The organism is Streptomyces sp. NPDC051664, from assembly GCF_044453545.1.
GTDB lineage: Bacteria > Actinomycetota > Actinomycetes > Streptomycetales > Streptomycetaceae > Streptomyces.
In genome coordinates this window covers 292,290-316,207 of sequence record NZ_JBITCU010000007.1, presented here as the reverse complement: position 1 = coordinate 316,207, position 23,918 = coordinate 292,290, and the positions used below count along the sequence as shown (strand labels likewise).

General features: G+C 70.1%; 20 protein-coding genes. 10 read left to right on the top strand and 10 right to left on the bottom strand.

What is annotated here, in order from left to right; genetic code table 11:
- Positions 1-73: 73 nt before the first annotated feature.
- Both ACIA8E_RS16805 and ACIA8E_RS16800 read left to right on the top strand, forming a co-directional pair.
- Positions 74-1,057, top strand: a complete 984-nt coding sequence (locus ACIA8E_RS16805) for a glycosyltransferase family 2 protein (RefSeq protein ID WP_030969095.1) — start codon at positions 74-76, stop codon at positions 1,055-1,057.
- Complete coding sequence (locus tag ACIA8E_RS16800; protein WP_399298612.1) at positions 1,054-2,427, top strand: polysialyltransferase family glycosyltransferase; 1,374 nt, start codon at positions 1,054-1,056, stop codon at positions 2,425-2,427. The genes ACIA8E_RS16805 and ACIA8E_RS16800 overlap by 4 nt, the downstream gene beginning before the upstream one ends.
- Before the next feature lie 148 nt (positions 2,428-2,575).
- On the opposite strand, the gene ACIA8E_RS16795 is transcribed toward ACIA8E_RS16800, so the two are convergent.
- Positions 2,576-4,924 (bottom strand): glycosyltransferase, encoded by a 2,349-nt coding sequence (locus ACIA8E_RS16795; protein WP_399298610.1) that lies wholly within the window; start codon positions 4,922-4,924, stop codon positions 2,576-2,578.
- On the bottom strand, positions 4,921-6,474 hold the full coding sequence (locus ACIA8E_RS16790; RefSeq protein WP_399298608.1) for a hypothetical protein: 1,554 nt from the start codon (positions 6,472-6,474) through the stop codon (positions 4,921-4,923). Before ACIA8E_RS16790 ends, ACIA8E_RS16795 begins: the two co-directional genes overlap by 4 nt.
- 212 nt (positions 6,475-6,686) lie before the next feature.
- On the opposite strand from ACIA8E_RS16790, the gene ACIA8E_RS16785 reads away from it, so the two are divergent.
- Positions 6,687-7,877: an acyltransferase family protein gene (locus ACIA8E_RS16785; RefSeq protein WP_399298606.1), complete on the top strand. Its 1,191-nt coding sequence runs from the start codon at positions 6,687-6,689 to the stop codon at positions 7,875-7,877.
- A gap of 7 nt (positions 7,878-7,884) precedes the next feature.
- Here ACIA8E_RS16785 and ACIA8E_RS16780 read toward each other — a convergent pair whose 3' ends face one another.
- Positions 7,885-8,529 carry a TetR/AcrR family transcriptional regulator C-terminal domain-containing protein gene (locus ACIA8E_RS16780; RefSeq protein ID WP_399298604.1) on the bottom strand — a complete coding sequence of 215 codons (645 nt, stop codon included), beginning with the start codon at positions 8,527-8,529 and terminating at the stop codon, positions 7,885-7,887.
- Between the two features lie 38 nt (positions 8,530-8,567).
- Between ACIA8E_RS16780 and ACIA8E_RS16775 the strand changes: the two genes are divergently transcribed.
- A complete protein-coding gene (locus ACIA8E_RS16775) occupies positions 8,568-10,001 on the top strand; it encodes an FAD-dependent monooxygenase (RefSeq protein WP_399298602.1) in 1,434 nt (477 codons plus the stop codon).
- 149 nt (positions 10,002-10,150) lie between these two features.
- Here the strand turns inward: ACIA8E_RS16775 and leuE are convergent, their stop codons facing one another.
- A complete protein-coding gene (leuE, locus tag ACIA8E_RS16770) occupies positions 10,151-10,828 on the bottom strand; it encodes a leucine efflux protein LeuE (protein WP_399298600.1) in 678 nt (225 codons plus the stop codon).
- Between the two features lie 72 nt (positions 10,829-10,900).
- Positions 10,901-12,481 carry a methylmalonyl-CoA mutase gene (locus tag ACIA8E_RS16765; protein WP_399298598.1) on the bottom strand — a complete coding sequence of 527 codons (1,581 nt, stop codon included), beginning with the start codon at positions 12,479-12,481 and terminating at the stop codon, positions 10,901-10,903.
- 221 nt (positions 12,482-12,702) lie between these two features.
- On the opposite strand from ACIA8E_RS16765, the gene ACIA8E_RS16760 reads away from it, so the two are divergent.
- Positions 12,703-13,602: a L,D-transpeptidase family protein gene (locus ACIA8E_RS16760; RefSeq protein ID WP_399298596.1), complete on the top strand. Its 900-nt coding sequence runs from the start codon at positions 12,703-12,705 to the stop codon at positions 13,600-13,602.
- Positions 13,603-13,790: 188 nt separating this feature from the next.
- Here the strand turns inward: ACIA8E_RS16760 and ACIA8E_RS16755 are convergent, their stop codons facing one another.
- The 5 genes from ACIA8E_RS16755 to ACIA8E_RS16735 all read right to left on the bottom strand — a co-directional run bounded on the left by ACIA8E_RS16755 (position 13,791) and on the right by ACIA8E_RS16735 (position 19,224).
- Positions 13,791-14,957: a hypothetical protein gene (locus ACIA8E_RS16755; protein ID WP_399298594.1), complete on the bottom strand. Its 1,167-nt coding sequence runs from the start codon at positions 14,955-14,957 to the stop codon at positions 13,791-13,793.
- A complete protein-coding gene (locus tag ACIA8E_RS16750) occupies positions 14,957-15,679 on the bottom strand; it encodes an RNA polymerase sigma factor (protein ID WP_399298719.1) in 723 nt (240 codons plus the stop codon). The genes ACIA8E_RS16755 and ACIA8E_RS16750 overlap by 1 nt, the downstream gene beginning before the upstream one ends.
- Before the next feature lie 298 nt (positions 15,680-15,977).
- A complete protein-coding gene (locus ACIA8E_RS16745) occupies positions 15,978-16,541 on the bottom strand; it encodes a hypothetical protein (protein WP_399298592.1) in 564 nt (187 codons plus the stop codon).
- Between the two features lie 166 nt (positions 16,542-16,707).
- Positions 16,708-17,406 (bottom strand): DUF4328 domain-containing protein, encoded by a 699-nt coding sequence (locus ACIA8E_RS16740; protein ID WP_399298589.1) that lies wholly within the window; start codon positions 17,404-17,406, stop codon positions 16,708-16,710.
- A 213-nt stretch (positions 17,407-17,619) separates the two neighbouring features.
- Positions 17,620-19,224 (bottom strand): glycoside hydrolase family 20 protein, encoded by a 1,605-nt coding sequence (locus ACIA8E_RS16735; protein WP_399298586.1) that lies wholly within the window; start codon positions 19,222-19,224, stop codon positions 17,620-17,622.
- 320 nt (positions 19,225-19,544) lie between these two features.
- On the opposite strand from ACIA8E_RS16735, the gene ACIA8E_RS16730 reads away from it, so the two are divergent.
- The 5 genes from ACIA8E_RS16730 (at position 19,545) to ACIA8E_RS16710 (ending at position 23,880) form a co-directional block, all read left to right on the top strand.
- Entirely contained in the window at positions 19,545-20,072 is a 528-nt protein-coding gene (locus ACIA8E_RS16730) for a 2-oxo-4-hydroxy-4-carboxy-5-ureidoimidazoline decarboxylase (protein ID WP_399298584.1), read from the top strand.
- Between the two features lie 397 nt (positions 20,073-20,469).
- A complete protein-coding gene (gene sdhC, locus ACIA8E_RS16725) occupies positions 20,470-20,850 on the top strand; it encodes a succinate dehydrogenase, cytochrome b556 subunit (RefSeq protein ID WP_078852596.1) in 381 nt (126 codons plus the stop codon).
- A gap of 5 nt (positions 20,851-20,855) precedes the next feature.
- Positions 20,856-21,332: a succinate dehydrogenase hydrophobic membrane anchor subunit gene (locus ACIA8E_RS16720; protein ID WP_399298581.1), complete on the top strand. Its 477-nt coding sequence runs from the start codon at positions 20,856-20,858 to the stop codon at positions 21,330-21,332.
- A gap of 29 nt (positions 21,333-21,361) precedes the next feature.
- The gene (sdhA, locus tag ACIA8E_RS16715; protein WP_399298580.1) at positions 21,362-23,122 is read left to right on the top strand and encodes a succinate dehydrogenase flavoprotein subunit; all 1,761 of its coding nucleotides are present in this window, start codon (positions 21,362-21,364) and stop codon (positions 23,120-23,122) included.
- Complete coding sequence (locus ACIA8E_RS16710) at positions 23,122-23,880, top strand: succinate dehydrogenase iron-sulfur subunit (RefSeq protein WP_030969061.1); 759 nt, start codon at positions 23,122-23,124, stop codon at positions 23,878-23,880. Before sdhA ends, ACIA8E_RS16710 begins: the two co-directional genes overlap by 1 nt.
- The last annotated feature ends 38 nt before the right edge of the window (positions 23,881-23,918 follow it).

Below are 23,918 nucleotides of genomic sequence, written 5' to 3'. Positions count from 1 at the left end.
CGACATTCGTCGTTCACCTGCCGTCCCTCCTGGGGCCAGGGCAAATGACGAGCGCCCCCCTAGCGTGTCAAGGGTGGTTAAGCTCTCCGTAATCGTGCCGTTCTACAACGTGCAGACATACGCTCCCGACACCCTGAGAAGCCTGCGGGCCAACGCCCGCGAGGACTTCGAATTCATCCTCGTCGACGACTGTTCGACCGACGGGACCGCGGACATACTCCGCCGCGCCGAGGACGAGATTCCGGGGGTGGTCGTACGCAGACACAAGCAGAACGGCGGACTGGCCACCGCCCGGAACACCGGTCTGGACGCGGCTCGCGGCGAGTACCTCGCCTTCCTTGACGGCGACGACTGGCTCGCCCCCGGCTTCTACGCCGACCTGCTCGCCCGCACCGAGGCGCTGGGCTGCGACTTCGTCCGTACCGACCATGTCCAGGCCGACGGCAGGACCCGTACGGTCCACCGTGTCCCGCACGGCCGCAGGGGCGAGGTCATGGACCCGCGGGACGCGATCCTGCCCGCCGGGCGCACCACCTCGGTCGACTATCCGTACGCCTGGGCGGGTCTCTACCACCGCCGGCTCCTGGACCGCGGGCTGCTGCACTTCACGGACGGTCTGCGCACCGCCGAGGACCGGCCGTGGATCTGGCGGCTGCACCGCGAGGCGGATTCCTTTGCGGTGCTGGGGCTTCTCGGCATTTTCTACCGGCGTGGCGTCGCCTCGTCACTGACCCAGATCGGCGACGTGCGCCAGCTCGATTTCATTCGCTCATTTGACCAAGTCGTACGGGAAACAGCGGCGGACCGCGATGCGCAGGCACTCCTGCCGAAAGCGGTCCGTACCTATTGCGCGATCATTTCGCATCACATGAGTTCGATGGAAAGGTTCGAACCTTCTGTGGCCCGTGCCCTGAAGTCGATGAGCGCCGGAGCGCTCAAGCGGATGCCGCAGGACGTGCTGGACGACGCCCTCGACTCGATGGACCTGCAGCGCGCGACCCTGCTGCGCCGGCTGCGCCGCCGCCCCGTCACCGCGAAGGAGGTGGCGGCCGCATGAGCAGCAGCCGGACCCGTACGACACAGATCTTCTTCGCCTCCACCCTCTACGGCGCGGCCACGCTCGCCGCCGCCCTGGACGCGGGCGCCTTCGCGGACGCGGACCGCCGCATCCTGCTCGTCTCCAACAACGCGGCGATCCCGGAGACGACACCCGCCGTCGACGCGATGCCCGGGTTCGACGCGCTGCGCGGCCGGTTCGACGACGTCGTGTCGTGGAACGCGACCATCGCCCCCCACCACCCGAGCGGCTGGGCCCCGCGCCCCGACGACGTTCCGCTGTGGCAACGGCATCTGCGCCTCGCCTGGGGACTCGGCGACGACGACATCGAGATCGCCATCGAGTCGATCCAGGTCAACCCGGCGATGGCGATCGCCGAGATCTTCACCGGCGTACCGATCGATGTGTACGCGGACGGGCTGATGAGCTACGGCCCGACCAGGAACAAGATCGACCCGCTGATCGGCACCCGGGTGCGGCGGCTGCTCCACCTCGACCTCGTGTCGGGGCTGAAGCCGTTGCTGCTCACGGAGTTCGGCGTGACGTCGCAGATCGTGCCGACCGAGGCGTTCCTCAAGGTGCTCGGTGAACTGGGCGACGCCCACGATGTCGCGGCGAGCGTGCCGTCCGTGGACGCACCCGCGCTGCTGCTCGGCCAGTACCTCTCCGCGCTCGGCCTGATCAGCGCGGCGGAGGAGGAGAAGCTGCACCTGCGGATGATGCGCGGCGCGGTCGGACTCGGCCATACCCGTCTGGTGTTCAAGCCGCATCCGACGGCCCCGGCCCAGTGGTCGCAGGCCATGGAGACGGAGGCGGCGAAACTCGGCGCGGAGCTGACCGTGCTGGACTCGGGGGTGCTGACCGCGCCGGTCCTCGCCGAGGTGCTGTACCAGCGGATGCGGCCGGCGCTGGTCGTCGGCTGCTTCTCGACCGCGCTGCTCACGGCGTCCGCGTTCTACGGACTGCCGGTGGCACGGGTCGGTACGGAGACGCTGCTGGACCGGCTGTCCCCGTTCGAGAACAGCAACCGGGTCCCGGTCACGCTGGTGGACGCGGTGGTGCCGGACCTCGGCGACCGGGGCGCGGTCACGGAGGCGGTTGCGGTGGAGCCGGCCGAGTTGAACGAACTGATCACCGCGGTCGGCTTCACGATGCAGCCGAAGATCTATCCGCAGCTGCGGTCGGCCGCGGAGCGGTATCTCTCCGCGCATCTCACGGCCACGACCTGGCGCTACTTCAAGCGCAAGCGGCTGACGTCGCTGGGTCTGCCCGGCGGGGTGCCCGCGCAGTTCGCGTTCCTGCCGCGGAATGCCGCGGTGCGCAGGGTCGCGCGGCGGGCGAAGTCGTTGCGGAGGGTTGTGCGGCGGTAGGCGGCCGCGCGGCCACCGGCGACCGGGCCGGCTGACCGGGGCGACTGCCTCCTCGATCGCCGGGCGGGCTTCGGGCCCGCCCGGCGATCGACGGCAAGGAGAAGGGGGCGGGGTGCCTGGTCGGCGCCCCGCCCCCTTCGTCGTGCCGTCAGACGCGCACGCCTCCCTGGATCACACGGAGGTCCGCCGCGTTCGCCTCGGTGACCTTCCACAGTTCCTGCTGCCGCCCGTGCACATCGGCCACCGTCGCCGCATGGTCGTCCAGCAGCCCGGCCGCCCGCTCCACGAGCCGCGCCCCGAGGTGCCGGTCATGGACGGAGATACCCCACTCGGGCCGTTCGATGTCGGACAGGAAGTACGCCATCTTCGGGTGCGAGATCAGGCTGATGATCGGCGTACCGCAGCCGAACGGGATCATGCCCGCGTGCCCACGCATGCCGATGACCAGCTTGGTCCGGGCGTACGTGTCACGGATCTCGTCGTTCTCGAAGTCGTACATCGGAATCACCGGCAGCGAGATGCCGTGCTCCCGCCGCAGGTCGAAGGCGATCCGCTCGTCGTCCAGCGAGTGGGCCACGCACTGCACCTCGGCGTACTTGCCGAGCCCCTTCACCGCGGTGGCCATCTCGGCGAGGAAGTGCTCGTAGTCGTGGCCGAAGCGGAGCCCGGACCGGTCGTACGCGGCGTTGATCAGCACGGTGTCCTCGCGCTGCACGGGGTCGGTCCAGCCGTCCACCAGCTGCCGGGTGACCGTGGTCGGGCAGGGCTGGAAGCGGACCTTGTCGTGCAGCGACGTCGGCAGCAGCTCGCGGACCTTCTCGATCGAGCCGTGGTTGCGCAGCCCGAAGAACGAGGAACGCTCCACCAGCTTCCGCAGCGAGGAGAGGAACCGGTCCCGGCCGTGGCCGTACGCCTGGCCGTCGAAGGCGTTGAACCCGACCGCGTACACCATGACGGGGACGTCGATCCGCTCCAGCAGTTCGTCGGGGACGTTCCACTGCCAGCCGCTGTTGCCGTTCGGCGCGGTGTCCGGGATGAAGAGGCCGCCACCGCCGATGACCAGTCCGCGGCGGGCATTGACCCGTTCCAGTGCGGCCTCGTCGAAGAGCCGGTGGGCGTGGACGGAGTGCCAGCGGGCCGGGCCGGTGTCGCGGCCGAAGGCCAGCCGGACGCTCTCCGGGAGCAGCTTGTCCCCGGCGTTGCCCTGCCGGTCCATGTAGAAGGCGACGTGTGCGAGCTGCTCGGCGGCCGGTCCCTCGGCAGGGGCCGGAACGTCCTTGGTGCGCTTGTACATCAGCCGGTTCGCCCGGTGGGTCGGGTCGACGCCGAGCCCGTCGAGGGCGTACTGCGCGGCGGCGTCGTCGTCGCCGTGGATCCAGGCGATCTGGGCGAGGCGTGAGAAGGCGGTCGCGGCCCGGTTGGGGGCGGCGCCGGCCAGCAGGAGCTGGGCGCGGGCCTCCTCGTAGCGGGAGACGCTCATCAGCGCGTGGCCGAGCACCTCGTGCGACCAGGCCTCGTCGACGGGGATCCGGACCCCGCCGAGCAGGTCGGCCGCCTCCTGGTACTCACCGGCGCCGATGTGCGCGGCGGCGACCCGGCGGGCGCTCTCGGGGTCGGCGGTGCGCCGGACGTGAGCGGTGCCGTAGTGCACCAGCAGGTCGTGGTGCTTGGCGCCGGGCAGCGCCAGGTACGCGGCGTGGAACTCGGCGTCGGACAGTTCGAATGCGCGCCAGCGGTCCTCGGCGAGGCCGTAGCCGGCCTCGCCACCCTGCCAGGGCTTGTGCCGCCCGGTGAAGTGCAGGATCGCGGTGGTGTCGGGCACCGGAAGGTCCCCGGAGAGCCGCCGCTTGACGAAGTTGTAGCGGGCGTCGAGCTGGACGAAGTCGCCGTCGAGCACGGCGTTCAGGATGCCCTGGTCGTGCTTGTCGAGTTCGTAGGTGCCCTTGCGGCCGACGTCGTCGATCTTCGCGCAGAACTCGTCGCTCAGATACTCGCGCTGGATGACCAGCAGCCCGCTGTTGAGCTTGTGCTGCCCGTAGAAGAACTGAGGAACGGCGGCAAGACCGTCGCGCAGCTTCAGCAGTTCGCCCAGATCGTCGAGGACCACCATGTCGGTGTCCAGAGTGATCACGGTGTCGTAGTCGCGCACCCGGAACACATCGAGGATGAAGTACGCCTTGCGCACCAGGTAGTTGTCCTGGTCACCCTTGGCGTACGTGTCGTAGTGCTCGGCGTCGACCCGGCGGAAGTCGATGCGCGGGTGCAGCGCCCGGATCTGTGCGACGGATGCGGGGCGCAGCCCGTCGTGCAGGACGATGAAGTCCTCGCAGACCGCCGGGTTGGACAGGGCGAGGCTGCGCAGCAGGGCGAGGAAGCCGGGCAGGTAGTTCTCGTCCACGAAGCTCGCGAAGGCGACGCGGCGCTTGCCGGTGAGCGCGTTCGTGGGGGCGGGGGCCTGTGGTGCGGGCGCGTCGGTCGTAGTGGGCGTCGTCGTCATCGCAGTCGGATCCTCATATCGGTGACGCTCTGGGCGCGTTCCATGACCCACGCCTTTTCGCTGGTGTACTCGTGCACGGAGGTGATGGGCATCTTCATCGCGGCGGGCAGCCGGTAGGCGCCGCTCTCGTAGAAGTCGAAGCCGATCAGGTCGAGCTGCGTGCTGACGTCCAGGTAGTCCAGCAGCCACAGCATGTTGAAGCCGCTGGTGGGGATGGCCGGCCAGACATCCGCGCGGACCTTGCCGATGTCGCGCAGCGGCCAGCGCAGCGACTCGTCGCCGAGGTACTGCTGGGCGCCCGGCACCAGCCGGTTGCGCAGCGAGTACTTCCAGTCGCCGGAGACCCCGCCGAAGACCAGCCGGGTGTGGACCTTCTGGTCCCAGTTGAAGCCGTGCTTGTGGATGGTGGCGTGGATGTCGGTGCGCTTGCCGGTCGCCGACGGGTCGATCTTGTACGAGTTGAAGCGGACGACCAGGTCGTACCCATCGATCTCGGCGCCCATCGAACCGGTGCCGACGCGCTGCGAGTTGGCGATCAGGCAGATCGACTTGCCCGCGATGCGGTTACGGAACTCACCGAGCGTGGTCCATTCGACGCCGCCGAAGGTGGGGTCGCCGATCGGGCCGCGCATCCGGCTCCGGCGCTGCTCGGCGTAGAGCGCGATGAGGTCCGTGAGAAGGGCGAGGTCGCCGGCGCCCGCATTGTCACGGCGACTGCCGCCGCTGCCCGCCGCGCCGCCGACCTCCATCACGAGGCCGAGGTACTGGGCCAGGGCCTCCTGGATCTCCGGCACCGGCGCACCGGCACGGTCCTGGGTCAGAAGTGCGCCGATCAGCCGGGGCCGTGCCTCGTTCCAGTCTCCCCGCCCGTGCAGCGCCAGGCCCTCGGCCCAGGACTCGGTGACGGACCGGCCGGTGAAGGCCGCGGCCTCGGGGCAGTCGCGCTCCAGCTTCCGCAGCAGCTCGCTCTGGCGCTCCGCGCCCACCCGCAGCCCGGCCGTCTTCGCCGCGACCCCGAAGCCGTCCTCGTCGGTGAGGTCGAGGTAGCACTCGTACGCCTCGACGGCGGCGGTCTCCGCGCCCATCGCCTCCAGGGTCCGGGCCCGCAGCCGCCAGCCCGCCCGGGAGCGCTTGCGCTGGGTCAGCACGGTGTCCGTGATGAGGACCGCAAGCTTCAGCTCGTCCTCGTAACCGCAGTCCAGCGCCTTGTTGCCGACCGCGAGCAGCGGGTCGAGCAGCTTGTCGCCGAGCACCAGAGCGGAGCCCGAACCGCCCTTGGCGGGGCGCCGCAGCAGCGGGATCGGGGAGGCCGCGGAGGACGCCTGCTCCATGGTGGCGTGAGTGGCCAGCAGGTTCCGCAGGGCCTCCGCGAGCGCCGTACGCCGCCGGTCGAGCCCAGCGACCAGCTTCCCGCTGTGCGCGGCGCAGGCGCGCAGGCAGGTCTCCAGTTCCGTCGGCCGGACGGTGGCGAGGTGGGACGTGCCGCCTTCGGGCGGGACCGAGTCCTCCGCGTCACGCTGCCGTGGCCAACGGGTGCGGGCTTTCGTCATGGCGCTCCAAGCGTCTGGTGCCCGTGGGGGGAAGGGGCGTATGGAGGGGACAGATGTTCGGCAACCGTTTGAGGTTCCGTTGCACGTTAAGAAACCTGAGCGGCCGCAAGATGAACTCGCTCTGTCAGCACGGGAAACTGCTCCCCTCTCGTCCGTTTCGGGGCCTCGGAGCGGCCTAACCTGACCCTTCGCCACTGTGGGAAGGGAAGGCCGTGACCATCATTCCGGAGAATCCGGGCAGGACCGTCGAACGGGTACTTGTCGCCCCGACGCCGGCGCCGGCTCGCCCGTCGTCACCGCTGCCCCTGCCTGCCCAGGACCGCCGGCCGGTGCGCACCGGGCCCCGGCTGCGCGCTCTGGACGGTCTGCGGCTGGTCGCCGCGCTGATGGTCGCCGCCTACCACTACGGCGGCCGGGGCGGCGACATCACCAAGGCGTGGGGAACCTCCGCCGCTTCCCTGTTCCCCACCACCCACACCTGGTTCGCCTACGGCTGCCTCGGGGTGCAGATCTTCTTCGTCATCAGCGGCTTCGTGATCTGCATGAGCGGCTGGGGCCGCTCCCTGGCCTCGTTCTTCGCCTCGCGGGCGGCCAGGCTGCTGCCCGCGTACTGGGCGGCCGTCCTTCTGGTGACCCTGGTCTTCGCGCTGCCCGCGGTCGCCTACAAGGCGGTTTCACCCAGCGATGCGCTGGTGAACCTGACGCTGCTGCAGCAACCGCTCGGTGTGGACCGGGTGCTCGGGGTGTGCTGGACGCTGTGGGCGGAGATCCGCTTCTACGCCCTGTTCGCCGTGTGCGTGGTGCTGCCGGGGGCCAGCAGGCGACGGATCGTGCTGTTCTGCGCCGCGTGGACGCTGGCCGCGGCGCTCGGCAAGGCATCCGGCGAGCCACTGGCCGACGTCGTACTGATGCCCCAGTACGCCCCCTTCTTCATCGGCGGCATCGGGCTGTACCTGGTCCACCGCAACCGGCGGGACGCCACGGCCTGGGGCATCGTCGGGGTCAGCTGGCTGCTCGGCCAGCACTACGCGGTGGCCGACCTGTGGCATCCGGCGGGTCCGCACGACTTCTCGTACCGCTCATCGCTGGTCATCATCGTGATCGTGACCGCCGGGTTCGCCGCGGTCGCCGCGATCGCCCTCGGCGGCCTCGCCCGCTTCGACCGCCCTTGGCTGACAGTCGCGGGAGCGCTGACGTACCCCTTCTATCTCGTCCATGAACATCTGGGGTGGGTGGCCGTGAGCGCGTTGCACCGGCGGCTCGGCATCCCGGCGGGGGTGACGGCGGTGCTCACGGTGGCGCTGATGCTGGGGCTGGCGTGGCTGCTGCACCGGTACGTGGAGCGGTGGTGCACCCCGCTGCTGCGCCGATCCCTGACGGGCGGGTCGGGCCGCCCGGCCTGACCACCGATCAGCGCACCCCGTACCGCGCCTCGATCCCTGCGACGATCAGCCGCAGGCCGTCCTCGAACCGCTCCTCGTAGTGGGCGAAGATCTCGGCGCCGGCCGCGGCGGCGAGCGGGTACTGCACCATCCGCTCGGCGCGCTCGCCGATGTCGTAGCCGTCCCGCCGTTCGCCCGGCATCGGGTGGACGCCCTGCTCCTCGCTGACGAAGCCCATCGTGTACGCGTACGCGGTGGTGCCCGCCCGGACGGCCTGCCAGAGTTCGAAGCCGGCGTCGACCATGGTCCGCAGATGGGCCTCCAGGCCGTCGGCATGGTCGGTGCCGGTGAACCTCGCACCGCCGTACACCTTCGCCCCGTCCCGGTAGCGCAGCAGCACGGCGCGCAGGGCGCTGTGGTACGCGACCAGCTGGTCCTGCCAGCGGTCCGGGGCCGGGCCCGGCAGATCCTCGTCGAGCATCCGGCGGTACATCACCGTGGCCATCTCGTCGAGCAGTGCCTGCTTGTCCTTGAAGTGCCAGTAGAGCGCGGGCGCCTTGACGTCCAGCTCCTTGGCGATGGCACGCAGGGTGAGCCCGTCGAGGCCCACTTCGTTCAGCAGCCGCAGCGCGGTGTCGGCCACCCGCGCCCGGTCGATCTTCGTCGTACCCACCTTGACAATTTAACAGTGTTAAGCACACACTCCCGACCATGGAACTTAACAGCGTTAAGGAAACCGAGGTGCTGATCGTCGGCGCCGGCCCCTGCGGCCTCGCGCTCGCCTGCGATCTGACCCGCCGCGGCGTGCGCGCCCTCCTCGTCGAGAAGGCGTCCGCGCTCTTCCCCGGCTCCCGTGGCAAGGGCATCCAGCCGCGCACGCGAGAGGTCCTCGACGATCTCGGAGTCGGCGACGCGGTGCGTACGCATGGCGGCCCGGCACCGGTCGGGATCGTCTGGCAGGACGGGCGGCGCCAGGGTGAGCACGACATGTTCCGCCGGGCGGCGCCGACAGAGGCCGAGCCCTACGGGGAGCCGTGGATGATGCCGCAGTGGCGCACGCAGGAGATCCTGCTGGCACGTCTGCGCGAGCTGGGCGGCGACGTCGCCTTCTCGACCGCGCTGACCGGACTCGACCAGGACGCGGAAGGTGTCACGGCACACCTGTCCACCGGCCCGGTGCGCGCCTTCTACCTGGTCGCGGCGGACGGCGGCCGGAGTACGGTCCGGCGCGCGCTCGCCGTCACGATGACCGGTGAGACCGTGGACCCGGCGCCGATGCTGGTCGCCGATGTCCGGGTCGCCGAGGATGCTCTCGACCGGCTCAACTGGCACGTCCTGATGAGTGACGCGGGCTTCGTCACTCTCTGCCCGCTGCCCGGCACGGCGGACTTCCAGCTGGTGGCGCAGTTCAAGGAGGGCGAGCCGGACACCTCCGTCGAGGGTGTACGCGCTCTGGTCGCCGCCCGTACCCACCTCGACGTGGACGACATCACCGAGGTGCGCTGGTCCTCCGACTTCCGGCCGCGCGCCGCGCTGGCCGACCGGTTCCGGGAGGGCCGCGTCTTCCTGGCGGGCGACGCCGCCCATGTCCACTCCCCGGCGGGCGGCCAGGGGCTCAACACCAGTGTTCAGGACGCGTACAACCTGGGCTGGAAGTTCGGCCAGGTACTGCGGCACGGCGCGCCGGTCGCGCTGCTCGACAGTTACGAGGCGGAGCGCCGGCCGGTCGCAGCCGACGTGCTGGGGCTCTCCACGCGCATCCACCGCGGTGAACAGGAGCGCGGCGCGGCAGCCCAGCAGCTGGGGCTCGGCTACCGCGAGGGCCCGCTGTCGGCCGGCCGTGCGGGCGCGCTGGTGGCGGGCGACCGGGCCCCGGACGGACCGGCCGGAGACGGCCGACGGCTCTTCGACGTGTTCCGGGGACCGCATTTCACGCTGCTGATCGTCGGCACGGACGCGGAACCCCCCGCGTTCGACGGCTCGTCGAGCGCCGCGGTCCACGTCCACCGCACCGACGCCTACGAGGCGTACGGGAAGGGCCTGTTCCTCATCCGCCCCGACGGCTACATCGGCTGGGCGGGCGAGGACGCCTCGGGGCTCGGCGCATATCTGGCACCGCTCGGCCTCGGTCTCCAACGGGGTTGAGTTCCCGCGTTCGAGGCCGTGGAAGGACGAGCGCGGGGATCCACCGGGAGATCCCGGACGAGGAGTACGTGGGCGCCCTCAAGCTCCTGCAGCGCATGATCCACAACGTGGGCGACGACGCGTGGCACCGGTGAACCGGCCCGCCCGCCTCACACGCTGCTGAACGAGAGCTTCGCCGCGAAGCCGAGGAACAGCACACCGGCAGCCGAAGTCGCACCCGCCGACAGCCGATTCCGGCGACGGAACGCGGCGGACAGCCGGGTGCCGCCGAATATCAGCGTCGACAGGTAGAGGAAGCTGGCGATCTGCAGCAGCGTGCCCAGCAGCAGGAAGGACAGCGCCGGATAGGCGTACCCGGGGTCGACGAACTGCACGAAGAAGGAGATCAGGAACAGGATCGCCTTCGGGTTGAAGAGGCTCACCACCAGCGCCCGCCGGTACGGCCGCTCCACCGCCCCGGCCGCCGTCCTCGCCCCGCCCGGTCCGGCCGCGTCGTCGGTCAGCTCGGCGATCTGCCGGTGCCGCTCGCGCCACATGGACACCGCGGCCCGCAGCATGCCTATCGCCAGCCAGGTCAGATAGCCCGCGCCCGCGTACTTGACGATGGCGAAGAGCACCGGCGTGGTCTGCAGCAGGGAGGCGGCGCCGAGCGCGGACAGTGTCATCAGCACCGTGTCACCGGTCCACACACCGGCCGCCGCCACATACCCGGTCCGCACACCGCGGCGGGCGGCGACGGAGAGCACGTACAGCGAATTCGGCCCCGGCAGCAGAACGATCAGCACGAGGCCGACGAGGTAGGTCGGAAGATCAGTGACACCCAGCATGAGAAGGAGTGTCGCACGCGGGTACGACACTCTCCTCGGCTGGTGTTCCCGCCCGGTGACCGTCCGGACGGATCAGAACGCGTCCGTCGGCACGTACGTCCCCCACACCTCCCGCAGTGCGTTGCACACCTCGCCGACCGTCGCCCGCGCCGCCAGCGCGTCCTTCATCGGGTAGAGGACGTTGTCCGTCCCCTCGGCCGCCTTCTTCAGCCGGCCCAACGCCTCGTCGACCGCGCCCTGGTCGCGCTCGGCCCGCAGCTTCGCCAGCCGGGCCGCCTGCTGGGCCTCGATCGCCGGGTCGACACGGAGCGGCTCGTACGGCTCCTCCTCGTCGAGCTGGAAGCGGTTGACGCCGACGACGACGCGCTCCCCGCTGTCCGTCTCCTGGGCGATCCGGTAGGCGCTGCGCTCGATCTCGCTCTTCTGGAAGCCGCGCTCGATCGCGTCGACCGCCCCGCCCATGTCCTCGACCTTGAGCATGAGGTCCCTGGCCTCGGCTTCGACGGCATCCGTCATCGATTCGACGACGTACGAACCTGCGAACGGGTCGACGGTGGCCGTGATGTCCGTCTCGTACGCCAGGACCTGCTGGGTGCGCAGGGCCAGCCGCGCGGACTTGTCGGTCGGCAGCGCGATCGCCTCGTCGAACGAGTTGGTGTGCAGCGACTGCGTACCGCCGAGAACCGCGCCGAGCCCCTGGACGGCGACGCGCACCAGGTTGACCTCGGGCTGCTGGGCGGTCAGCTGGACACCCGCGGTCTGGGTGTGGAAGCGCAGCATCAGCGACTTGGGGTTCTTCGCACCGAACTCCTCCTTCATCACCCGGGCCCAGATCCGGCGGGCGGCGCGGAACTTGGCGACCTCTTCGAGGATCGTCGTACGGGCGACGAAGAAGAAGGAGAGGCGTGGGGCGAAGTCGTCGACGTCCATGCCGGCCGCGACGGCGGTACGGACGTACTCGATGCCGTCCGCGAGGGTGAACGCGATCTCCTGCGCGGGCGAGGCACCGGCCTCCGCCATGTGGTAGCCGGAGATCGAGATGGTGTTCCACTTCGGGATCTCGGCCTTGCAGTACTTGAAGATGTCGGCGATCAGCCGCAGCGAGGGCTTGGGCGGGAAGATGTACGTACCGCGGGCGATGTACTCCTTCAGGACATCGTTCTGGACGGTGCCGGTCAGCCGGTCGGCCGGAACGCCCTGCTCCTCGCCGACCAACTGGTACATCAGGAGGAGCAGCGCGGCGGGCGCGTTGATCGTCATCGAGGTGGAGACCTTGTCGAGCGGGATTCCGCCGAACAGGATCCGCATGTCCTCGACCGAGTCGATCGCCACCCCGACCTTGCCGACCTCTCCGGACGCGATCGGCGCGTCGGAGTCATGGCCCATCTGGGTGGGCAGGTCGAAGGCGACGGACAGGCCCATCGTGCCGTTGGCGATCAGCTGCTTGTAGCGGGCGTTCGATTCGGAGGCCGTGCCGAACCCGGCGTACTGACGCATCGTCCACGGCCGGCCGGTGTACATCGACGGGTAGACACCGCGGGTGAAGGGGTAGGCGCCCGGCTCGCCCAGTTTGTCGTCGGCGTTCCACCCGTCGAGTGCGTCCGGCCCGTACACCGGCTCGATGGGCAGTCCCGACTCCGACTCGCGCGTCATCTGCTGTGCCTCCCGCTGGAGCTACTTACTGGTAACCGACGGCCCTCGCGACGGACTGTAGCGGCGGGCGTGCGACCGATGGAGAGGCACGGGCTGGGACCTTGCTCACAAGGTGCGTCCTACGGCCTTCCCCACCGCACTCACCATCATGCGCGGGCTTTGGCAACCGAGCAGAGCGGGAATTCGTCCCAACAGATACCGAAGGAAGCAGGGGGCCGAGGATGACACACAGAACCGGGCACGGTGCAGGAACGATTGGCCGGACAGCAAGGCACCCGGGCGGTGCAGCGGTGGCGGCCGTCGCCCTCCTCGCTCTGACCGTCACCACCGCGGGCTGCAAGGCACAGCCCGCCAACGGGTCCCCGGCGGCCACGTCGTCACCGCCGAAGACCTCCGCCCCGGCGACCGACGACGCCAAGCCCGCCGCGACCGCCTCGAAGCCGACGGCCTCACCGACACCGTCCGCCACGCCGAAGCCCGACCCGCAGGGCAAGACGCTGATGGCGACCGGCTCCCAGGGCAAGCAGGTACGGGAACTGCAGGCCCGGCTCCGTCAGATCGGCCACTTCGACCGCACCCCCACCGGTTACTACGGCACTCTCACCGTGGCCGCCGTGCAGTCCTTCCAGGGCAAGCGCGGACTGTCCCGTACGGGCAGGACGGACACGCTCACCTGGCAGAAGCTGCTCGCCATGACCCGGAAGCCGACGGCCGCCGAGCTGAACCCGCCGGCCTCCCGCCCCGTCGCCAAGCCCGACAAGCGCTGCCTCACCGGCCGGGTGCTCTGCATCAGCAAGAACAGCCGGACCCTGTCCTGGATGATCGACGGCCATGTCGTCTCGACGATGGACGTACGGTTCGGCTCGCAGTACACGCCGACCCGCGAGGGCACCTTCTCCATCTACTGGAAGTCCCGGCACCACGTGTCGACGATCTACCACACGGCCATGCCGTACGCGATGTTCTTCAGCGGCGGCCAAGCCGTGCACTACTCGGCGGACTTCGCGGCCCGGGGCTACAGCGGCGCCTCGCACGGGTGTGTGAACGTCCGGGACGAGGGGAAGATCGCGGCACTCTTCGACCAGGTCCGCACCGGCGACAAGGTCGTCATCTACTGGTGAGGGCGAAGAAGGGAAAGGGGCGCGGGCGGGACCGGGGGAACGTGTCCCGCCCGCGCCAGGTGCGCTGAGCCGAAGGTACGGGGGGAACCCCGGCTCTGTGCGCTGCCGATGACCAGTCGGCTCACTCTCTACTGCGCCGACGGCTCAGAAAATGTCACACCCGGTGGCAGCGGAGCGGCCGGCGCGGCTCAGCGAGTGGACGCAGTGGTGCCCGGGACGACCGAGAGCACGGGGGCCGACGGCGGCGCAGTGGCGGGTTCGAACCAGAGCGACCGGACCGCGTCCGGACCGTCCTTGCCCGTCCCCTCGCCGGAACCGCTGCCGTCGCCGCTGCCCTGTTGCGCGTCACCGCCGTCACCGTCGGGCCGCTCCAGGACGCGCTTGCAGAATCGGTCCAGGTTGCCGGCGCCCCTGGCCATCACTACGAGCCGGCGCCTGCGGTCGGCGTCGAGGTCACCTTCGCGGTAGTCGCGGCAGGCCCTGACGGTCCGGCCCAGCCATTTGCCGGACGTGCCGTCCCGGCCGCCGCCGGAGGTGCTGTCGCGGGCGGTCCCGTCACCGGAACGGGGGGCGGCGTCGACGTCATTCCCGTGACCGTCGCCGTCCGTGCCGCCCCGACCGTCCTGGTCGTTCGCACCCCCGTCGCCCGTGCGGGTTCCGTCGCCGGGGGCGGACGGGACGGCCGGGTCCGGGGAGGAGTCCGGGCCCGGGGAAACCGGCGACGGGACGGGCGTCCTGTCGGACGTGGGCCCGGATCCCAGCTCCCCCGGGGAGGCGGGCGCCGACACGGAGGAGGCGGGCAGCGGGTCGGCGTGCCCGCCGAACGGCCCCGGAAGCACGCCCGTACCCGCGGCGACGGCGACCCCGCCGAGCGCGAAGCCCGCGAGAGAAGCGGCAAGACCGAAGTGGAGGGGCCGTCTCCAGCGCCGCGGACGCATGCCGCCGCCGGAGGAGGCGAAGAAGGACGAGGAGGACTGGGCGGAGGAGGCGGGGCGGATACGGATCGCTCCGAGCGTCTCGGGCAGTCCCGGATGCACACCTCGTCCTGGCTGCCCCGTCTGCTCCGGCTCGCTGCTCTGCGTGGCGTGCCCCGTCGCCTGCGCCGTCCCGGCCGCCTGCGTCTCGGACCGTGCCCGCGTGCGGGAGGCGCGCGGCACTGCACGGAAGGCGGCCAGCGCGGCGGCCTCACCCGGCAGTTCGCCGTCGGCCGGCCGGGCTCCGCGGGCGGCGGCCAGTGCGGCCATGAGCCGCGCGGCCTCGGTACGCGCGTGGCCGTCGACGGGATCGACCGGTTCGCCGCGGAGCAATCTCTCCGCCGCGTCCTTGTCAAGCCATTCGTACTGTTCGTCGGCCATCACATGTTCCTCTGCGTCCACGGACGCGAATGCGTCACACCGGCGGACGCCCTCAGTCCGGTGCGCGAGACGCGCTGCGCGGGTACGGCATCGAGCTCCACCGCCTGCCCTGCCGCGCTCCCGAGCGGGTGGGAAACGCCGCGCCCGTCGCCGTTCGTGCCGGTCTCGCCGCTGTCGGCATGGAGCAGTTCCGCCAGCCGTTTCAGCCCGCGGTGCGCCGCCGTACGAACCGCCCCCGGCCGCTTGCCGAGCGTCTGCGCCGCACTCTTCGCGTCCAGGCCGACCACCACTCGCAGCACCACGGCCTCGGCCTGGTCCTGCGGCAGCTGGGCGATGAGGGACATGGTGCGGCCGGTGGCCAGGGCCTCCATCGCCTCGTCGGCGGTGTCGGACTCGGCCGGCTTCTCGGACAGCTCCGTCTCGTCACCGCCCACCGCGGGGCGCCTGCCGCGCATCCGCAGATGGTCGAGGGCGCGGTTGCGGGCTATACGCGCCGCCCACCCCCGGAACCGGTCGGCGTCGCCGCTGAACCGGTCGAGGTCCCGCGCTATCTGCAACCAGGACTCGGACGCCACGTCCTCGGCGTCCGGCTCCCCCACCAACGTCCGTATGTAACCCAGCAACCGCGGCTGCACTGCGCGGTACACAGTACGGAAAGCGTCTTCGTCCCCGTCCTGTGCCGCGAGCACCGCGGCGGTCAGCTCCGCGTCGTCCCCCAGCACTCCCTCAACCTGCCCTGCTGTCCTGAATCGCAGCTGGTCACCACTGCCGCGCCACCCTGCGCGACTCAGCACGCTACGTCCTTCGAAGGGGCCACGTCCATGACTTGTACAACCCGCAACCTTTCAGGGACATCGTGCGGTGTGACAGAAAACGCAGTCGCGGCGCTGAGATGAGTACGGGGTCGCCCTGCGGCCCCGCGGAAGACGACCGGGGCCTCTCCTGTGGGGGGTGGCGGCCCCGGTCGTCCTCGTCAACTTCGCGAGCGTGTGCGGCACTCCGTCGCCCGAGCGGGCTCGATCACGCCGGCCCGCGCCCGCGCGCCCGCCGCGACGTCGCCGCACGGAGCACCCGCTGTCCCTCGGTCGAGACGTCAAGCACCTGGCGCAGCCCCGCCCCCGCGGTCTCCGCCAGCATCTCCAGGATCCGGATCTGCCGGCGCACCTCCCCGGCGACCAGCGGCCCGGCCCCGGTCGGACCGTCCTCGCGGCAGCGTCGCAGCAGATCGTCCCCGGCAGCGGGCCTCGCGTCCTGCCCGAGGTGGACCTCCAGGACCAGGAGCGAGCAGGCATCCGCCCAGGCCCGCAGCCCCGGATCCGTCCGCTCCGCAGGCGCGTCACCGAGCAGCTTCCGTATCGCCGGTACGGTCCCGTCCGCCCCGGACGGCACGTCGTTCAGCGCCGCGCGGGCCTCGGCCAGGCGGTCCGGCCATTCGTCACCGTTGGCGCAGCCCGCCCAGAGCGGACGCAGGGGGTCGGGGTCGGCGCCCCCCGCAGGCTGCGGCAGGCATCGGTCGAGGCAGGCGATTCCACTCGCGACCAGGGCCCGCTCGTCCGCGGCGGCGATCAGTTCCAGCAGGCTCATCGGCTTCTCCCCCGTCGGCCTGTCCCCGTCCGGGTGCACGGGGACGCGGCGCTTCCCGCTGCCGCATACCGCTTACAGCGTCGAATGGCTCAAAATCGTCACTGCTGGAGTCCGGAATCGCCCCCCAACGGGGGTTCATCCCCGCTGAGGCTCAGCCGGTTCGTCCTCAGCTGAGCGGATACACGCCCAGCGCCGCCCGCTCCCCCTGCATCCGGGTCAGTTTGCGCACGAAGAGGATTGCGAACACCGCCGCCACGATGCCGAACGCATCGGCAGCCAGCATCTGGCCGGCCGCGTCCATGACCTCCTGCGCCTCCTCCGCCTTCATGTACTGCTGGGAGGAGTAGCGGGAGAAGAGCACCGAGCAGACCCAGGCCCCCCACCACAGATTGACCGGGGCAGCGGAGACGGTCCGCCAACTGCCGTCGGTGTGGGTCTGGGCGCTCGCGGTCCAGATGCCGCCGGCGATCCGACGCGGCAGCACCAGGTTGGCGAGCGGGACGAACCAGGCGCCGACCGCCCATCCGGGCTTCATCTGCTGCATGCTCGCGTCGAACACCTCGGCGTTCAGCCGCACCCGCCGGAACCAGAGGATGAAGACGACGCCGGTGGCCAGCATCACCAGGAGCTGGAGGACCCCCGAGGCCGCGTACAGGTTGTCGGCGCGATCCGCCTCGGCGTCGTCGAGCGTGGCGAGGCCGCTGCCCAGCGCATCGCCGAGCAGGCTGCGGATGTTCAGCCCCGCGAGCACGGCAAGCAGGTCGGCCGCGGCGGAGACCACGAGCAGGATGACGACGGCCTTCGCGAGCCCGTCGGGTGAGCGCAACTGCTGCTGCGGGGACGCGAAGGGTGGAGCCGCAGGCATCGGCGCCGGCGCCCCGGCCGGCCCGGCGCACAGGATGCAGAGCCCCTCCGCGGTGACCGGCGGTCTGATACGGCAGGTTGAGCACAGCATGAAGTGGACCCCCCAGGATTCTGGTCTTTCCGCAAGAACGCGCGCCTCTTCCCCAGGAGCGCGCGGCAAGCGGAATGTAGCCCCGGCCCACCGTGATGTCCATCGACATCCGGTACGGCCCGCTCAGCCCGTCTTGTCGATCGCCCCGGCAAGCGCCTGGAACTGACCCCAGCTCAGCGCCGGCTTCCGCGGATCCCAGAGTTTCTGGGCCGTGGCCCGCAGTGGCATCCGGATCCCCGCCGCGACCTGCGCCTGGGTCTGCGCCTGCGGCAGATCGCCCCAGACCGCGAACCGGCCGCCCAGGATCTGACTCGAGTAGCGGGCCGGGACCGGCTGGGTGCCGCGCAGGACGAGCGGCGTCCACAGCTCGTAGATGCGCTTCCCCGTCGGGTAGACGAACGCATTGGGCTGGCCCAGCACGTAGTAGAGGAACTCGTCGTTCAGGTTCACCACCCGGCGGCCCTCGCTCAGGTACTCCTCCGGTGGCCGGGCGCCGTACTCCTTGCCCGTCCAGTACTCGACCTCGATGCCCTTGTCGGCCCGGACGATTCCGTCGCGGAAGAAGCCGTCGTTCCAGGCCTTGGGCTGCAGGCCGTGCGGGCGCACCACCGCCGCCCGGTCGTTGAGCCATCCGGTGGCGAGGTCCTTGATGCCGGCCGCCGCGCCGTACTTCAGCTGGGCGGCGCGCTGCAGCTGCGGGTACGAGGCGGCGGGGTTCTGGACCGTCAGCGCGCGGTACTCGTCGCCGCCGAGATGCCAGTACCTACCGCCGAAGAGCTCCGCGAACTCGCCGATCAGCTGGTCGATGAGTTTCGCCGCGTCGGGACGGGAGATATCGATCGACCCGGTCGAGCGCACGCCCGCCGTGTTGCGCAGCTGGAGTTCGGGGTGGGCGCGCAGGACGGCGCCGAGATGGCCCGGGGAGTCGATCTCGGGCACGACATCGATGTGCAGTCGGCCGGCGAGGGCGAGGATCTGGCGGACCTCCGCCTTGGTGAGATGTTCCGGCGACACGATCTCGGGGTGGGTGTCGGACTCGATCCGGAATGCCTGGTCGTCGGAGAAGTGCAGGCCCAGCTGGTTGAGCTTGAGGTCGGCCATCTCGCGCAGCCGGTCCTCGATCCACCCCACGCTGTAGTACTTGCGCGCGATGTCGAGGTTGAGCCCGCGCTGCGGCCGGTCGGGGCGGTCACGCACCTCCCCCTCGGGCATGGTGCCGTCGGCGCGCAGCGACTGTTTCAGGGTGCGGGTTCCGTAGAAGACGCCCGCCTGGTCGGGGCCGGTGATGGTGACCCGCCCGTCGTGGGTCTTCAGGGTGTACGACTCGGGGGCGCCCTTGCCGGGAGCTCCGAGGGCCAGCTCGACATCGCCCGCACGGGCGGGGACGGCACCCCGGTAACGGATCTTCAGCTCCTCGGCGAGCAGCTGCGCCTCGTCCGCGAGCGCCCCGCTGCCGTCGCCGATCACGACGGAGCTGGCCGGCCCCGGCTGCCAGCCGGGGCCCCGGGCGGGGATGTGTTCGCGCACGGCGGGGATGGTGCGGGGTGCGGTGGAGAGCGGGTAGCTACGGGTCGGCGAAGGGGACGAGTGCGACGGCGTGCTGGCCACGGCCGTCCCCCCCTGGCGTCCGGTGTCGGATACGTCCGGCCAGACGACGACGGTGAGCGTCACCGCGGCCGCCGCGGTGAGGGCAGCGCCGGCCACGAGCGCACCGCGTGAGGGCGACATCGGTCAGAAACCTCCGGTATAGGGGGCAATCAGGCAAAAGCGTGGAGATAGCCGGGCATTCTCCTCGGGGATTCGTCCATCGGGCGTTCCGAAACTCTCACTTCCGGGTGATATTCGCGCATCCGTCGGACGGCCGTTACCCAGCCTCGCTAGCGTTGGATCACATTCATCTCTCCCTCACCCTGCGTCCCCTGGCCTCTCCCGTCCCATCACCCCAGGGTCACAGATGCCGATGATCCGAGGAGCCCACGCTGTCCAGGCCCAGCGAGTCCCACGCCGGCCTCCCCGAACCACCGCCACGACACGACGTCCGGCCCGCCGTGCCCGTCCAGAACAGCCGTCCGGCCCCGGCCCGCGTCAGCGCCCCCTCGCGCGGCCTCGACCGGTTCAACACCACATCACCCGCCGCCGCCGAAGCCGCCATGCTCGGCTGCTGCGGCAGCCACCGCTGGGCACAGCGGCTGGCCGCCCACCGCCCGTATCCCGATCTGGGCGCATTGCTCGCCGCAGCCGACGAGGCGGGGTACGACATGGCCCCGGCCGATCTCGCCGAGGCACTCGCCGCCGAGGACTCCCCCGGATTGCACCACGCCGCACCACCGTCCGCACATCTCGCACTGAGTGCCGCGCATGCCGCGTACGAGTGCCGCTTCGGCCATGTCTTCGTGATCTGCCTGGACGCCTTTCTGCCCTCCGAGCGCCCGGACCAGGTGCTGGCCGGCATCCGGGCCAGGCTGGGTCACGAGCCGGACGAGGAGCGGGTGGTCACGGCGGACGAGATGCGCAGACTGGCGCGGGGCCGCATCATCGAGCTGGTGACGGACAAGGACCCGGCGGACACGCCCTGAAGGCCGGGGATCTTTCGTTTGGATCGGGCTGGATCAGGGAGTGGCCCGCCGCGGAGCGGCTGATGTCACCGTGGCGCGCGCAGCCGCAAGGCGGAGGAAGGAGCCCACGCGGAGCGAATGAGGTCTCCCCTGCTCGAGCGAAGCCGAGAGCTCGGGGAAAACCGACGACAACGCCGCAGATACGCGTGCCGGACCCCGCGAGCCCAGCATGATCCGAACGAGAGGCCCTAGCCCGTCCGTGCCTGTTTGATTGCCACTTTGATCACACCAGAGGCCCCCGCGCGAACGAACCGACAAACCGTCGCTACGATGGCCGGGGCCGGTGGACCGTACCCGGCCGGGTCAGACCGACAGTCAAGCCGGCCGACCCCAATCCCCGCTCCCGGAGGGTTCTTCCGTGCCGGCTGGAACGCTGTACCGCGGCCGGGAAGGCATGTGGTCCTGGGTGGCTCATCGAGTCACCGGTGTCCTCATTTTCTTCTTCCTGTTCGTACACGTCCTGGACACCGCTCTCGTCCGCGTCTCCCCCGAGGCCTACGACGACGTCGTGGCCACGTACAAGACGCCGATCGTCGCGCTCCTCGAATACGGCCTGGTGGCCGCAATTCTCTTCCACGCGCTGAACGGTCTCCGCATCGTCGCCGTGGACTTCTGGGCCAAGGGCCCGCGCTACCAGAAGCAGATGCTCTGGTCCGCCGTGGGTATCTGGGTCGTGCTGATGGTCGGGGCCCTGTACCCCGTCCTCGGCCACGCCGTACGCGAAGTCTTCGGGAGCTGAGGCCAATGTCCACCGAGTCCTCCGCCGCGATCGGCTCCGTCGAAGGCGTCAGCCTCTACGACGTCGACCACCCGGCCCCGCTCATCGAGCCCCCGCGCAAGCGGACGGGCAAGAGCCCCAAGGCTTCGCGCACCAACTTCGAGATGTACGCCTGGCTCTTCATGCGCCTGTCGGGCATCGTTCTTGTCGTCCTGGTCATCGGCCACCTGCTGATCCAGCTCGTGCTGGACGGTGGCGTCTCCAAGATCGGCTTCGCCTTCGTGGCGGGCCGCTGGGCCTCGCCGTTCTGGCAGGTCTGGGACCTGGCGATGCTGTGGCTGGCCATGCTCCACGGCGCCAACGGCCTCCGTACGGTCATCAACGACTACGCCGAACGGGACAACACCCGCTTCTGGCTGAAGATGCTCCTGTACACCGCCACGGTGTTCACCGTCCTGCTGGGCACGCTGGTGATCTTCACCTTCGACCCGAACATCCGCTAGGCGCCGGGCCAGAGGGACCAGAGGAAATCATGCAGATCCACAAGTACGACACCGTCATCGTCGGCGCCGGCGGCGCCGGCATGCGCGCGGCCATCGAGTCGACGAAGCGCAGCCGTACCGCCGTGCTCACGAAGCTGTACCCGACCCGCTCCCACACGGGCGCCGCGCAGGGCGGCATGGCCGCCGCGCTCGCCAACGTGGAGGAGGACAACTGGGAGTGGCACACCTTCGACACGATCAAGGGTGGCGACTACCTGGTCGATCAGGACGCCGCCGAGATCCTGGCGAAGGAGGCCATCGACTCCGTTCTCGACCTGGAGAGGATGGGCCTGCCGTTCAACCGCACACCCGAGGGCAAGATCGACCAGCGTCGCTTCGGCGGCCACAGCCGTAACCACGGCGAGGCCCCGGTCCGCCGGTCCTGCTACGCCTCGGACCGCACCGGCCACATGATCCTCCAGACGCTGTACCAGAACTGCGTCAAGGAGGGCGTGGAGTTCTTCAACGAGTTCTACGTCCTGGACCTGCTGCTGCAGGAGGACCCCGAGACCGGGCTGAAGAAGTCGGCGGGCGTCGTCGCGTACGAGCTGGCGACCGGCGAGATCCACGTCTTCCAGGCGAAGGCGATCATCTTCGCCTCCGGCGGCACCGGCAAGTTCTTCAAGGTGACGTCGAACGCCCATACCCTGACCGGTGACGGCCAGGCCGCCGCGTACCGCCGCGGTCTGCCGCTGGAGGACATGGAGTTCTTCCAGTTCCACCCGACGGGCATCTGGCGCATGGGCATCCTGCTGACGGAGGGCGCCCGTGGTGAGGGCGGCATCCTCCGTAACAAGGACGGCGAGCGCTTCATGGAGAAGTACGCGCCCGTCATGAAGGACCTCGCGTCCCGTGACGTCGTGTCCCGCTCCATCTACACGGAGATCCGTGAAGGCCGCGGCTGCGGTCCCGAGGGCGACCACGTCTACCTCGACCTCACGCACCTGCCGCCGGAGCAGCTGGACGCGAAGCTCCCGGACATCACCGAGTTCGCGCGTACGTACCTCGGTATCGAGCCCTACACGGACCCGATCCCGATCCAGCCGACCGCGCACTACGCCATGGGCGGCATCCCGACCAACGTCCAGGGCGAGGTGCTGGCCGACAACACCACCGTCGTCCCGGGCCTGTACGCCGCCGGCGAGGTCGCGTGTGTCTCCGTGCACGGCGCCAACCGCCTGGGCACCAACTCGCTGCTCGACATCAACGTCTTCGGACGCCGGTCGGGCATCGCCGCCGCCGAGTACTCCGCGAAGAACGACTTCGTCGAGCTTCCCGAGAACCCGGCGCAGCTGGTCATCGACCAGGTCGAACGGCTGCGCAATTCGACGGGCACCGAGCGGGTCGCGACGATCCGTCTGGAGCTGCAGGAGTGCATGGACGCCAATGTGATGGTGTTCCGTACCGAGCAGACCATCAAGACGGCCGTCGACAAGATCGCCGAGCTGCGCAAGCGCTACCTGAACGTGTCCATCCAGGACAAGGGCAAGCGGTTCAACACGGACCTCCTGGAGGCCATCGAGCTGGGCAACCTGCTCGACCTGGCCGAGGTCATGGCGACCTCCGCGCTGGCCCGCAAGGAATCCCGCGGCGGTCACTACCGCGAGGACTACCCGAACCGCGACGACGTCAACTTCATGCGCCACACCATGGCGTACCGCGAGGTCGCCGACGACGGCACCGAGTCGATCCGGCTCGACTACAAGCCGGTCGTCCAGACCCGCTACCAGCCGATGGAGCGTAAGTACTGATGGCAACCCCGACTCTGGACAAGGTGGAGGCGGAGTCCGCCGCCTCCCCGTACATCACGGTCACCTTCCGGATCCGCCGCTTCAACCCCGAGGTCTCCGACGAGGCCCAGTGGCAGGACTTCCAGATCGAGATCGACCCGAAGGAGCGTGTTCTCGACGCCCTTCACAAGATCAAGTGGGAGGTCGACGGCACGCTGACGTTCCGTCGCTCCTGCGCGCACGGCATCTGCGGCTCCGACGCGATGCGGATCAACGGCAAGAACAGGCTCGCCTGCAAGACGCTGATCAAGGACATCAACCCGGAGAAGCCGATCACGGTCGAGGCCATAAAGGGCCTCACGGTCCTCAAGGACCTCGTGGTCGACATGGACCCGTTCTTCCAGGCCTACCGCGATGTCATGCCGTTCCTCATCACCAAGGGGAACGAGCCGACGCGCGAGCGTCTGCAGTCCGCCGAGGACCGCGAGCGGTTCGACGACACCACCAAGTGCATCCTGTGCGCCGCGTGCACCTCGTCGTGCCCGGTCTTCTGGAACGACGGCCAGTACTTCGGCCCGGCGGCGATCGTCAACGCGCACCGCTTCATCTTCGACTCGCGTGACGAGGGCGGCGAGCAGCGCCTGGAGATCCTCAACGACCGTGACGGTGTGTGGCGTTGCCGCACCACCTTCAACTGCACGGACGCGTGCCCGCGTGGTATCGAGGTCACCAAGGCGATCCAGGAAGTGAAGCGCGCCCTGATCACGCGTCGCTTCTGACCCTTCCGCTACGCCAGTTTGCACTGGAGGCCCCGCTT